This window comes from Acinetobacter sp. YH12132, assembly GCF_013418645.1.
Taxonomy (GTDB): domain Bacteria; phylum Pseudomonadota; class Gammaproteobacteria; order Pseudomonadales; family Moraxellaceae; genus Acinetobacter; species Acinetobacter indicus.
Genome location: NZ_VPBR01000001.1, coordinates 163,474 through 175,787, shown reverse-complemented (window position 1 = coordinate 175,787; position 12,314 = coordinate 163,474). Strand labels below are relative to the sequence as shown.

Sequence of the window (12,314 nt, the reverse complement as noted above, 5' to 3'; positions counted from 1 at the left end):
AACACCATGAATATTCAACAAGCTTTAAATCATATTACAAAACAGATTCACCTGACTCAGCCACAAATGGAAGATGTGATGCGTGCCATCATGTCGGGCGAAGCCACCGATGCGCAAATTGGCGCCCTGATGATGGGTCTGCGCCTGAAAGGTGAAAGCATTGATGAAATTACCGCAGCCGCGCGCGTGATGCGCGAGTTCGCGATTAAAATTGACGTTAGCGATATTCCGTATCTGGTCGATATTGTCGGTACCGGCGGTGATGGCCAGAACCTGTTTAACGTATCGACGGCATCCAGCTTTGTGATTGCAGCCGCTGGCGCCACCATTGCCAAACATGGTAACCGCGGCGTATCGACCAAATCTGGTTCCTCTGACCTGCTGGAACAGGCTGGAATTAACCTAGACTTAAACATGCAGCAAACTGAACGCTGTATCCGCGATATGGGCGTAGGTTTCCTGTTTGCGCCGAACCATCATAAAGCCATGAAATATGCAGTTGGCCCACGTAAAGAACTGGGTATTCGCAGTATTTTTAACCTGCTCGGCCCGCTTACGAATCCGGCCGGAGTTAAACGTTTTGTGATTGGCGTATTCTCCAGCGAACTCTGCCGCCCGATTGCTGAAGTGATGAACCAGCTGGGTGCTGAACACGTGCTGGTGGTGCATTCACGTGATGGTCTGGATGAAATCAGTCTGGCATCTGCCACGACCGTAGCAGAACTGAAAGATGGGGAAATCACCGAATGGACCATTACTCCAGAAGAAGTGGGCATTGAATCGCAAACCCTCACCGGTCTGGTGGTGGAAAACTCGGCAGAAAGTCTGGCCCTGATTAAAGATGCACTTGGCAAAAATAAATCTGAACGCGGTGAAAAAGCGGCCAACATGATTGCCCTGAATGCCGGCGCCGGGATTTATGTGTCTGGTCTGACCAAAACCTATCAACAGGGTGTGGCACTGGCGCATGACATTATTTATGGCGGTCAGGCACTGGAAAAAATGGGCGTACTGGCCGAATTTACCAAAACCTTAAAACAGTACGAAGCTTAAGACGGCAGGATAAAATCATGGTGGATATCGCAAATACCATTTTAGGTAAAATTGTTGATCGCAAACAGGAAGAGTTTGCTGCACGTCTGAAACAGCGCAGTCTGAATGATCTGGAACAACTGGCCCAGGCCGCCACACCGGTGCGCGGTTTTACCCAAAGCTTGAAAAGCAAACGTCCGGGCGTGATTGCAGAAATAAAAAAGGCCTCGCCATCTAAAGGGATTATTCGTGAAAACTTTAATCCGGCTGAAATTGCCCAGCAATATGAAGCTGCCGGTGCTGCCTGTCTGTCTGTACTGACCGATGTCGATTTTTTCCAGGGCGCTGATGAAAATATCGCGCTGGCCCGCAACCATTGCAGCCTGCCTGCACTGCGGAAAGACTTCCTGATTGATCCTTATGGTGTGGTTGAAGCTCGTGCGCTACATGCCGACTGTATCTTGCTGATTGTGGCCTGCCTGTCAGACCAGCAACTGGAAGAAATGTCGAAAACCGCGTTTGAACACAATCTGGATGTACTGGTTGAGGTGCATGACGAAGAAGAGCTGGAACGCGCTTTGCGTTTAAGTGATCGCTGTCTGCTTGGCGTGAACAACCGTAATTTAAAAACCTTTGATGTGGATTTAAACACCTCATTGCGTCTGAAAAAATTACTCGATCCAGCACGTTTACTGGTAACCGAAAGCGGTATTGCCACCCCGGCAGATGTCAAGATGATGCAGGAGCATGACATTCATGCCTTCCTGGTCGGTGAAAGCTTTATGAAACAACCGTGTCCGGATCAGGCCTTTAGCGAGCTGTTTGGTACGCCGCAAAAGGTCTAAGTCTTGGTGCAGTTCAGGAGGCAGGTTTATCCTGAACTGTGCGATTGTACTGCCCTACTTTCATAGGGCGGTCATCTTCCTATATCGCCCCATCTTAACATCTCTCATTTCAAGCCAGATGCAGCGCCAAGCTGAATCCGTTTCAGTTCAAATCAGGCGTAATTCAGACTATACTGGATTGAAATTTTATCCTCCTATTTTCGATTATGAGCAAACACGATTCTTCGCTATCGAAAGAACAGTTTAAATTACTCAAAGACTTTAAAAAGCAGATCAGTAATCCGCATCCGCGCGTAGAGCCGGCAGCGCCGGCCATCAAAACTGCCGAACAGGAACAGGCCGAAGATTTTGAGCTGTTTCAAAAAGAAATGCGTGGGGTCCAGAAAATGGATCATGGCAATATCGCGCCAGTGGCCCAACCGGCCAAGAAAAAGCTGGATGCCCAGACGCTGGCTAAACGCGCAGCCGCCGAAGGCCCCATGCAAACTGATGAGACCATTTTGTCGGACACGCAAGCCATGCTTAATCCGGTGGGCAGTCAGGCCAGTTTAAGCTACCGCATTGCCACCTTGCAGCATAAGGTGTTTGAAGATTTAAAAGTTGGCAATTTGCGCTGGTTTGAAGCGGTCGACCTGCATGGCTGTACCGTGGAAGAAGCCCGGGTGGCGGTGCTGCAAATTATCCAGATGGCCAAAGATGAAAACCAGAACGTGATTAAAATTGTGCATGGTAAAGGCCCGGAAGCCATTTTAAAAACCTATGTCAATGGCTGGTTACGTCAGCATCGTGATGTTCTGGCCTTTGTCAGTGCACCGGAAAAACAGGGCGGCACCGGTGCGGTGCTGGTTCTGCTAAAACGTGCAGAAAAGAATCCAAAGTTTAAACAATAAGCGGATTTTTCCTCAAAAGCAGGCATTGTTGCGGTTTTCTGCTACAATGCCGTCCTTGTTCAATATCAGTGTAAGTGAACACGTCTTATGTCTATGCAGCAATCCTACGCAAACATTCTTACTGCCGTTGGTGAAGATTTAAATCGCCCTGGTCTCAAAGATACGCCTATGCGTGCTGCTAAAGCATTTTCGTATTTAACCTCGGGTTATAGCCAGACGTTGGCTGAAGTGACCAACAACGCCGTGTTCCCGTCTGATAACCGTGAAATGGTGCTGGTCAAAAATATCGAATTCTATTCGCTATGCGAGCATCACCTGCTGCCATTTTATGGCCGTGTGCATATTGCCTATTTACCGGAAGGCAATGTTTTGGGACTGTCTAAATTTGCCCGTATTACTGAAATGTTTGCGCGCCGTTTACAGATTCAGGAAAACCTGACCCAGCAGATTGCAGAAGCCGTGGCTGAAGTGACCAAAGCCCGCGGTGTTGCGGTAGTGATTGACTCTGCACACATGTGCATGATGATGCGTGGTGTTGGCAAGCAGGAATCGACCACACGTACCGTGTCATTTATTGGTGACTTTAAAACTGATAAAGATGCACGCCGTGAGTTTTTAAGTGCCGTACCTGAAAGTTACTAAACCTAAATAATGCTGGAGCCTCGACATCTGTTGGGGCTTTTTTATGTCCTGTTTCTTATACTACCGCTGGTTTCCCTGTTATTTTAAGGAATGCAAATGTCTTCAATTTATTTAGCCGGTCAGGGCCTGACCCAAAGTGAATGCAGTGTCGACTTCCCGCGTCCGGATCGTTTGGTCAAAGGCAATCCCAAACGTGATACCTATAGTGCCTATGAACATCCCAATATGAGCTGTGGCATCTGGCAGTGCGAAGTCGGCGCCTGGAATATTGTCTTTGCTGACAATAAACAGGAATTCTTTAATGTGATTGAAGGCGTGGTGCGTATTCATGACCAGCACGGACAATATATTGAAGTTACCGCCGGTCAGGCCGGAATTATTCCACCGGGTTTTGTCGGTACCTTTGAAGTGGTTGCAGCAGTGAAAAAATATTATGTGGTGGTTGAGGCCTAAAATACCGCTTGAGCTTTTTGATGTTTTGGCTGGTTTTATCTTGCTGCTTTGATATAAAAAACGCCCGACAGTTTTGGGCGTTTTTTCATGCCGGGATGAGACTTAAAAGGCTTATTTGGCCAGATAGACCTGATTACGTCCGGCATTTTTGGCGCTATATAAGGCTGCATCTGCGGCATCCAGAAAACGCTGATAATCCGGATGGCCATCATACTGCACTGCGCCAATACTCACGGTAAATTTAAAACTCTCACCTTCAGCAGAACGGATTGGGGTATCTTCAACCCGGCGACGGATGGTTTCGGCAATCATCTGGGCCCGGTTCCAGTCACTATCGACCAGCAGCAATAAAAACTCTTCCCCACCAACCCGGAAAGCATAATCACTGCCCTTGCTCGATTCCAGCAGCACTTCGGCCATAAACTGCAAGGCCAGATCACCGGCGGCATGGCCATAGCGGTCATTAATCTCTTTAAAGAAATCGGCATCAATCGCCAGTAGACTTAAAGGTGAGCGGTTTTTGCGCGAGAACTGGATTTCACGAATCAGGATGGTATTTAAATAACGCCGGTTTAACAGCTGGGTCAGCGAATCATTGCCCGTGCCGATATATTCCGCCACCTGAAACAGCTGATCGACCAGATGCTGGATTTCGCGGTTTTTACAGCGAATCTGCTGAATCAGTAACAGCTTCTGCTGCTGATTGGAAGTGTCCAGCAGCTGCTGGTTCAACTGATCCACCTGATAAATCCGCTGGATAATAAACTCGACCTGCTCGGCGCTGGCAAAAGCATAGGCTGCTTTATGAATGAACCACAGGCCAAATTCAGATTTGGAGAGTGGCGGATGAAACAGCTGTGACTGGTCAGAAAAGGCTTTAAACATCAGCTCATTTTCCCAGTCCAGCAGACAACCGCGCTGGCGGTCTTTTTGCACGGCCACATCCTGCATGGCAGAAAACAGGCGGTAGGTGTGTTTCATATCATTATGAATTTCCACCTTGGCCTCATAAGTGCGGCACATAATTTCCGCGGCCAGGCTCAGCACCTGGGTCATATAATCGGCAGCAGCCAGTACATCGGCCTGCGGGGTTTGCAGAAAAAAGGCAAAACTTTTGCGCTGGATTTCGCGGATGCCGCGAATAATCAGCCAGGAGGGAACGCCAATACGCGCATGCACTTCCCCAACTTTCAGCTGCTTGGCGACAATGGCTTTAAAATCCTGCTTGAACGGAACTGCAAAACTGTCCAGCAGCCATTGCTGCAAGGCATTTTTCAGGCGGCTACGCACCAGTTCATCAGACAGGAAATAAGAGGCTTCCTGCTCCTGCATCATCTGTCGATAAAATTCGGCCACCAGCACCGTGACATGCTGTTGAATGAACTCGAAGCTATAGCTTAAATCGGTTTCAGAAAATTGCCCGCAAATCGCCTGCCACTGCGCTGCAAGTTCCTCTATACGCTCTTGGTTCATACAACCGCCTCACACAGATGAATTACAGCGCAGATTTTAACGCAGCTGTCACATAAGACAATTCTTTTGTGAATTAAATGAATATTCACTTAATAACAATCTGGATTTTCAAGCCTGACTTCACGACTTCAGCTTAAAAGAACCAGGCATAACCAAGACTGGTCTGATGCCAGTCCTGTTGATCCTGCTGCTGATATTCCCAGCCCAGACGAATCGCATGCTGCGGATTCAGCACATATTGCAGCTGGCTGTGCAGTCTCAAATTCCATTGCTGGGCATCTTCCCAGTATGGCAATTCCACTTGCAGCACACTATTCAGCTGCGGACTCCAGATATTCTGGCAGCCCAAGGTGGGTCCGACACCCACGCGCCAGCCACGACCCAGTGCTTTACCGGCCTGTAGATGGTTTTGTAGCTGGGCATAGCAAATATGCTCACGGTCGGCACTGGCCCAGCTATAGCCCATCTGGACCTGTAAATTGGCTACACCATGCTGTTCCTGAGTGCTGAACTGACCATGCTGATCGAGCGCTTCCTGGGTCCAGCCCAGATTAAAACCCCAGGACAATGGTGTTTTAAACGGCGTAATCGGGTTATAGGAGTTCACCGCCAGCACATCGAGCTGACTCAGTTTTAGGGTTTCATCCCGATATTGCAGCGCACCCTGTAAAAATAGCAATTGAGTCCCAGTGCGAAAACCACCTTGCGGATCGAGCAGATCATGATAGGCTTGCCGATGGCCCAGTTCGATAAAGGATTGTCCCTGCACTTCACCAGTGCTTAACGTCAGATTACGCGCATGATGGCCCTGGCTTGGATCAACGTTTGGGACGTCCGGCGCGCGGCGCTGCTTGTCGACCTGAAGCTGGCTTCGCAGGCTGAGTAATTGGCGTAAACGTGGCTGGGCAAAACCGGTTTCGACCTTGCGGGCTAAAAACTGCAGGTACAGATCATCGTAGGCCATTTCCAGTATTTTGGCCTGCTCTAATGCGGTATAAGACTGTAATAACGTATTTAAATCGGCAGATTCGGCAAAAGCCAGCTGATGTGCAGCTTGCGCCAGGTCTGTACCATGCTGGCGGGCTTGAGCCAGTAACTGGGTTTCTAGTGCCGGGCGATAGACCGTGTCTTTGACCAGATCTGAATCTGCCAGCGCCTTGATGGTTTCAACTGGAATCGACGCCACTTTAAACTGTTGCTGTAAATTCAGCTCTGGACGGACCAGATCAATCAGGCCCAATAAACGATAGGCACAGTTATCACTGACAAAATAATAGGGAAAGCTGACGTGCTTCATTTCCCAGATATGTTCCACCAGAAAACGGGTTTCATCCGGGCTTAAATCCAGCTCGTATTCCCATAAATCGCGGCTTTCCAGATCACCATATTCCTTAACCTTGCGGTAATACGGCATGAGGGAATATTCACCCGGATACTGTCCGGTCAGACCTTTCCAGGCATAGGACCAGCTTTGCTCACCCGGCACTGTGGCCGCATAATTTACCGCATAGGAAATCAGGTTCAGTTCCTGCTGATCTTTCGGGTCCAGTCGCAGCAAGGTATGCCCGAACATGGAGCTGGGATTGCCCATAAAATCGGTGGCATAAATTAAAGTGGTTTTGTATGGACGAATCTGGCCAATCCATTCATCCAGTTCCGGACAGGCCACGGCAGCCAGTTCCGTCTGTGGAATATTCAGTTGTTGCACCAGCCAGCGGCTACGTGCCGGAAAACGGCATTGTACCGATTGATTTGGCTCGGCCTGCTGAAACAGCGCTGCAATATTCGCCTGTAATTCCTGATTTAAATCGGGTGTTTTGGCCTCTGTTAAAAAATAGCCGGCATAGCTGACAGTACTCTGCCCGGAAGTATTGGCATACATTAAGCGTTGCCAGGTATTTTGCTGTGCCAGTTGCTGCTGTTCAGCACGCTGGATATACAACTGTGCCGGCGTTGAAGATTCAGAAGAAGACGTCGCGGCATACGCCACAGGAGATAACAAAGCAGCACATACAAAAGCAAGAGGTTTCATTCAGCAGATCAATTCTTATTCGGTTCTTATATAGAGAAAAACCCTGCCAGAAGACAGGGTTTTATGGGATGCTTAATTAGACGTAGGCTTTTAAGATGTCGTCTTGTGCCATCACTGACTGTAAAGAAGCCAGCACTTCAACAGAAGTCTGGTTGTCAGCTGAATAAATTTCAGAGAAGTTTTGTTTGGTCACTGCAAAGAAACGTGCTTTGTCTTCTGCTTTAATGCTCAGTAATTCAGCCAGTACGTTCAGGCTTTCACCCTCGCCTACAGCCATATCACGCGCCAGCGTTTCGGCATTTTCATTGGTAAATGTCACCACTTGCGCAGTTACAGTACCAGTACCGCTACAGCCTAAAGTACCGAAGGTAATACCGAACAACTGGTTTGCAAAAATACCATTGGTTGTAGCAGCTAAAATTTTAGGCACTTTACCAGACTGACCTGCCCAAACTTGAGAACCAATACCACAGCCGGCATCAGCGTCTGCAAATGCTGCTGTTGAACCTGCTGCCAATACTGCTGCCAAAGCTAATTTTTTTAACATAAAAGTCTCCAGAATTTATTATCTGAGTTTGTTATTGTTTCACAATGTGTAATTTTTATTACACTGTTTAAAGATAACGCATCCGCCAGCGAACACAAAACACTTTATACCAAAGTGGAAAAATTATTTTTCTGTATCCTTTAAGTGCGCAGGTTTCAGTTGCCAGATGCCATTTGGCTGACGATCACCCAGAATTTTCAAGACCAGCACCAGACTCAGCAATAACAGCAGATACCAGGACCCCAACTTGCCCCAGCCAACCATATGCCAGCTGTCGACCTGACTTGGATACAGCCAGATCTGGTAAAAGGTGCTGATATTTTCTGCAATCCAGATAATAAAGGCCAGTAACAACAAGACCGGTAACATCGGCAGCTGCATCCGGTGATGCTGCAATTCAAACTGGATACGGGTTTTCCAGAATATCAGTACGCTCCAGGCAAACAGCACATAGCGGATATCCGGCACAAAAAACTTGCTCATAAAATTAATATAAGACAGCACCGCCAGACTCAGCATATTGGCAAAACCCGGCAAGCGAGTAAAAGATACCCGATACAAACGCAAGGACCGGGCAAAGAAACTGCCGACGGCCGAATACATAAACCCGGCAAACAGCGGCACGGTCATAATTTTAAATACGGCCGGCTGCGGATACTGCCAGGACGCAATCGCCGGATGGGTCAGAAAAATTTCCATAATCATCGCCAGCAGATGAAACAGCGCAATGACTTTAGCCTCGGCCCAGGATTCCAGCTTGAGATACAACAGTAAAATCTGGATAAGGACCGCATAAAACAGCAAATAGTCATAACGGAAAAAACCGTAATAGTCCTGGCTACCCAGACTGGCGGTAAAAGCAAAAGCTATCAGCAATAAAATTCCAAATAAGGCAGCCGAAGCTGCCTTATAAGTGAATTCAAAACCTGATTTTAAAATTGTGATCAAGGTTGAATCCTAATATTGTTGCATCTTCTTAAAGGTACTTGGCACTGTATTCATGCACCGTATCAATAAAGACTTTCGGATTGGCCGGATCAACCCATTGGGTAATACCATGTCCAAGGTTGGCAATATAGCCAGTTTTTTCACCATGGGCATAGGCATCATCCAGCATGGCTTTGGTCGCCTTGGCAATTGAGTCCGGGCTTCCATATAACGTGGCTGGATCGAGGTTGCCCTGTAAGGCAGCACGGCCATTCACGGTTTGGCGCGCCACATTTAATGGCGTGGTCCAGTCCAGACCAAAGGCATCGGCACCGGTGGCCACCATTGGCTCCAGCCATTGACCGCCGCCTTTGGTAAATAGAATGACCGGAATTTTACGGCCATCTTTTTCACGTTGCAGACCCGCTACAATCTTTTGCATATAGTTCAGCGAGAACTCGATATATTCACGATGCGCCAGTGCCCCGCCCCAGCTGTCAAAAATCTGTACCGCTTGTGCACCAGCATCAATTTGCGCATTCAAATAGTCAATCACGGCGACTGCCAGACGGTCGAGCAAGGCATGCATCACTTCCGGCTGGGCATACATCATCTGCTTGGTAAAGCGGAAATCCTTGCTTGAACCACCTTCAACCATATAAGTCGCCAGCGTCCACGGACTGCCAGAAAAACCAATTAACGGCACCTGTCCGCCCAGAGCCGAACGAATGGTCGACACCGCATTCATGACATAGTCCAGATCTGACTTGGCATTAAAATTCGGCAGATTGGCGACATCCTGCTCGGTACGCACAGTTTTATGAAACTTCGGACCTTCACCAGCTTCAAAGTACAAACCTAAGCCCAAAGCATCCGGTACGGTTAAAATATCGGAGAATAGAATGGCTGCATCCAGCTCATAACGGCGCAAAGGCTGTAAGGTCACTTCACAGGCAAATTCGGTATTTTTGCACAAGGAAAGAAAATCTCCGGCCTTGGCACGGGTTTCACGATACTCAGGCAGATAACGTCCTGCTTGACGCATCATCCATACCGGCGTGGTATCTACGGGTTCACGCAACAAGGCACGTAGAAAACGATCATTTTTTAAGGCCGTCATTTACTTTCCTAACTTCGACTGAATCTTGCATCCATCATATCAAAAAGGCAGAAATTTTAATAACTTCTTTAGTCCTTTAAAAATGCCGGACTGTAAAAGATAAAAGTGATATTTACACAAAACAGATACTGCATCTCCTCATTTTTTCTGTAATACTTGTGTAGTTTTTAAAATGTAAATGAATAATTCTTAAGGTTGACTTACATGTTCGTTCGCACAGTACTCGCCATGAGTTTAAGTTGCATGTTTGCTGGTACAGCCCTGGCTGCAACCACTGCTGAACAGCCGTTGAATCCTCAATTGATTAGCGATACAGCGGTTGAAGATCCGATTGATCCGCTTGCAACAGACGCATCAGCGGCAGTCGTACCTTCAGAAGTTGAAACGCAAATTACGCAACAAGAAGAACAAGATTTAAACAAGGCTTCAGCGACCCTTGAAGACCTGCAAAATGCCGAAGATACCCAGGCTGATATCGGCAGCGCACCGACAACTGCTGCGCCTGCAACGACTTCAGCCAGCACAGCGCCAGCCAAAGCCTCCTGGACTTTAGATGGCCTGAACAATGCCAGCTGGTATGAAAATATTGGCAAAGGCCAGTTCCCGGTCTATGCGCGCGCGCATGTGATGCTCAATAATGCTCATGCTTCTCCGGGTGCGATTGATGGAACCAGCGGTAAAAATACCCTGAAAGCGATTGCCTCTTTCCAGCAGATGAACGGGATTAAACCGACCGGTGTGCTAACGCAGGAAACCTGGGATGCTTTAATTGCCCGTCAGGGTTCAAAACCGGCTTTCGTGGAATACACCATTACTGAAGATGACCTGAAAGGTCCGTATGTGAAATCAATTCCGGGCGATTATGCACTGCAAGCCAAAATGAAAGGCCTGCACTACACCAGCGTCACTGAAATGCTGGGTGAAAAGTTCCATATGGATGAGAACTTCCTGAAAAAGCTCAATCCAAATGCCAACTTTAACAAAGCCGGTCAAAAACTGATTGTGGCCAATGTGCGTAATGACCTGCCGGAAGATATCCACCTGATTGTGGCGCACAAAGGCGCTAAGCAGCTGTATCTATTTAACAGCCGCAACCAGATGATCGCATCATTCCCGGCCAGTATTGGTAATACCAACACCCCTTCACCAACCGGGACTTATAAAGTGACTGGTGTGGCACCAAACCCGTGGTACAGCTACTCGCCAAGTAACTTTATCCAGGGCAAAAACATGAAGCCACTGTCCTTACCACCAGGTCCAAACGGTCCAGTGGGGAATATCTGGATTGGTCTGAGCAAAAAATCCTTTGGTATTCACGGTACGCCAAACCCGTCGATGATTTCTAAATCCTATTCGCATGGCTGTATCCGTCTGACCAACTGGGATGCCAACGACCTGGGCCGTAAAGTCCGTTCAGGGGTTACGGTTAAATTCCTCGAATAATCTGCTTATACCCCATAAAAAGCCTGCCGATGCAGGCTTTTTTGATTACGGAGGTTTGAATCTATGACGTTGCGAATCTGGAACGATATGTTGCATTCCATGCCTAGAACAGGCACCAGGTAAAACACTAAGATAGCCTCAAGCTCAAAAAGAATTAGAGGATTATCTGATGAACGCCTACTTACATCGTAGTGAAGAACGTGGTCATGTTAAAGCCGGCTGGTTAGACACCAAACACAGCTTTTCATTTGGCAGCTGGTACAACCCGAAATACATGGGTGTGAGTGTGCTTCGTGTGATTAATGATGACCGGATTGCTGCCCACAATGGTTTTGGTACCCATCCGCATGACAACATGGAAATTTTAACCTGTGTACTGGATGGCACCATTTCACATAAAGACAGCATGGGCAATGAACGGCATATCAGTGCGGGTGAATGGCAGCTGATGAGCGCCGGAACCGGGGTTCAGCACAGTGAAATCAACCAGGGCGATGTACCAGTGCATATGCTGCAAATCTGGATTCATCCAAATGTGCGTGATGCAGAGCCAAATTATCAGCAAATTAAACTCGACCCACGTGAACAGCCGAACCAATGGCACCTGATTGTTGGCCCGAACGAACAGGCTCCAATGCATATTCGCCAGCAGGCTGAAGTGAAAACCGCGGTACTTGAAGCCGGCCAAAGCCTAAACGTACAGGCGACCCAGCAGCTCAACTATGTGCATGTGATTCGTGGTGAAGTGCAGATTGGTGAACATACGGTTAAAGCTGGTGATGCACTGTTATTCGCGGAACATGCGGATATTCAGGCAACCGAAGAAAGCCAGATGATCTGGTTTGACTTACCGGGCAAATAAGCCATTTTTCTCTCCCAGAGGTTATGATGATTTTGGCCCAATAGCCGC

The 12,314-nt window shown here is 47.9% G+C and carries 12 protein-coding genes; 7 read left to right on the top strand and 5 right to left on the bottom strand.

Annotated elements, in window-relative coordinates; all coding sequences use genetic code 11:
- Positions 1 to 6 precede the first annotated feature (6 nt).
- From trpD to FTU67_RS00785, 5 genes are all read left to right on the top strand, one after another.
- Complete coding sequence (gene trpD, locus FTU67_RS00805; protein WP_016659977.1) at positions 7 to 1,053, top strand: anthranilate phosphoribosyltransferase; 1,047 nt, start codon at positions 7 to 9, stop codon at positions 1,051 to 1,053.
- Positions 1,054 to 1,070: 17 nt separating this feature from the next.
- Entirely contained in the window at positions 1,071 to 1,877 is an 807-nt protein-coding gene (gene trpC, locus FTU67_RS00800; protein WP_180006712.1) for an indole-3-glycerol phosphate synthase TrpC, read from the top strand.
- 206 nt (positions 1,878 to 2,083) lie between these two features.
- Positions 2,084 to 2,767, top strand: coding sequence for a Smr/MutS family protein (locus FTU67_RS00795; RefSeq protein ID WP_180006713.1), 684 nt, complete (start codon positions 2,084 to 2,086; stop codon positions 2,765 to 2,767).
- 93 nt (positions 2,768 to 2,860) lie between these two features.
- Positions 2,861 to 3,409 (top strand): GTP cyclohydrolase I FolE, encoded by a 549-nt coding sequence (gene folE / locus FTU67_RS00790; protein WP_005176473.1) that lies wholly within the window; start codon positions 2,861 to 2,863, stop codon positions 3,407 to 3,409.
- 96 nt (positions 3,410 to 3,505) lie between these two features.
- Positions 3,506 to 3,862: a cupin domain-containing protein gene (locus tag FTU67_RS00785; RefSeq protein WP_005176472.1), complete on the top strand. Its 357-nt coding sequence runs from the start codon at positions 3,506 to 3,508 to the stop codon at positions 3,860 to 3,862.
- Positions 3,863 to 3,973: 111 nt separating this feature from the next.
- On the opposite strand, the gene FTU67_RS00780 is transcribed toward FTU67_RS00785, so the two are convergent.
- The 5 genes from FTU67_RS00780 to hemE all read right to left on the bottom strand — a co-directional run bounded on the left by FTU67_RS00780 (position 3,974) and on the right by hemE (position 9,961).
- Positions 3,974 to 5,335, bottom strand: a complete 1,362-nt coding sequence (locus tag FTU67_RS00780) for a diguanylate cyclase (RefSeq protein WP_104473477.1) — start codon at positions 5,333 to 5,335, stop codon at positions 3,974 to 3,976.
- A gap of 133 nt (positions 5,336 to 5,468) precedes the next feature.
- Entirely contained in the window at positions 5,469 to 7,367 is a 1,899-nt protein-coding gene (locus FTU67_RS00775; RefSeq protein WP_180006714.1) for a DUF4105 domain-containing protein, read from the bottom strand.
- Positions 7,368 to 7,443: 76 nt separating this feature from the next.
- Complete coding sequence (locus FTU67_RS00770; protein ID WP_005176467.1) at positions 7,444 to 7,914, bottom strand: DUF3015 family protein; 471 nt, start codon at positions 7,912 to 7,914, stop codon at positions 7,444 to 7,446.
- A gap of 123 nt (positions 7,915 to 8,037) precedes the next feature.
- Positions 8,038 to 8,862, bottom strand: coding sequence for a DUF817 family protein (locus FTU67_RS00765; protein WP_016659970.1), 825 nt, complete (start codon positions 8,860 to 8,862; stop codon positions 8,038 to 8,040).
- Between the two features lie 28 nt (positions 8,863 to 8,890).
- Positions 8,891 to 9,961: a uroporphyrinogen decarboxylase gene (gene hemE, locus FTU67_RS00760; protein ID WP_168398982.1), complete on the bottom strand. Its 1,071-nt coding sequence runs from the start codon at positions 9,959 to 9,961 to the stop codon at positions 8,891 to 8,893.
- 204 nt (positions 9,962 to 10,165) lie between these two features.
- Here hemE and FTU67_RS00755 point away from each other — a divergent pair, with 204 nt between their 5' ends.
- Both FTU67_RS00755 and FTU67_RS00750 read left to right on the top strand, forming a co-directional pair.
- Complete coding sequence (locus FTU67_RS00755; protein WP_016659969.1) at positions 10,166 to 11,404, top strand: L,D-transpeptidase; 1,239 nt, start codon at positions 10,166 to 10,168, stop codon at positions 11,402 to 11,404.
- 169 nt (positions 11,405 to 11,573) lie between these two features.
- The gene (locus FTU67_RS00750; RefSeq protein ID WP_005176460.1) at positions 11,574 to 12,266 is read left to right on the top strand and encodes a pirin-like bicupin family protein; all 693 of its coding nucleotides are present in this window, start codon (positions 11,574 to 11,576) and stop codon (positions 12,264 to 12,266) included.
- Positions 12,267 to 12,314: the final 48 nt, after the last annotated feature.

Bases quoted from the DNA above. Each gene is read 5' to 3' on its own strand.
- FTU67_RS00795 (WP_180006713.1), top strand. From the start codon at position 2,084: ATGAGCAAACACGATTCTTCGCTATCGAAAGAACAGTTTAAATTACTC.
- FTU67_RS00785 (WP_005176472.1), top strand. From the start codon at position 3,506: ATGTCTTCAATTTATTTAGCCGGTCAGGGCCTGACCCAAAGTGAATGC.
- FTU67_RS00750 (WP_005176460.1), top strand. From the start codon at position 11,574: ATGAACGCCTACTTACATCGTAGTGAAGAACGTGGTCATGTTAAAGCC.
- FTU67_RS00780 (WP_104473477.1), bottom strand. From the start codon at position 5,335: ATGAACCAAGAGCGTATAGAGGAACTTGCAGCGCAGTGGCAGGCGATT.
- FTU67_RS00775 (WP_180006714.1), bottom strand. From the start codon at position 7,367: ATGAAACCTCTTGCTTTTGTATGTGCTGCTTTGTTATCTCCTGTGGCG.
- FTU67_RS00755 (WP_016659969.1), top strand. From the start codon at position 10,166: ATGTTCGTTCGCACAGTACTCGCCATGAGTTTAAGTTGCATGTTTGCT.
- folE (WP_005176473.1), top strand. From the start codon at position 2,861: ATGCAGCAATCCTACGCAAACATTCTTACTGCCGTTGGTGAAGATTTA.
- trpD (WP_016659977.1), top strand. From the start codon at position 7: ATGAATATTCAACAAGCTTTAAATCATATTACAAAACAGATTCACCTG.
- hemE (WP_168398982.1), bottom strand. From the start codon at position 9,961: ATGACGGCCTTAAAAAATGATCGTTTTCTACGTGCCTTGTTGCGTGAA.
- trpC (WP_180006712.1), top strand. From the start codon at position 1,071: ATGGTGGATATCGCAAATACCATTTTAGGTAAAATTGTTGATCGCAAA.
- FTU67_RS00770 (WP_005176467.1), bottom strand. From the start codon at position 7,914: ATGTTAAAAAAATTAGCTTTGGCAGCAGTATTGGCAGCAGGTTCAACA.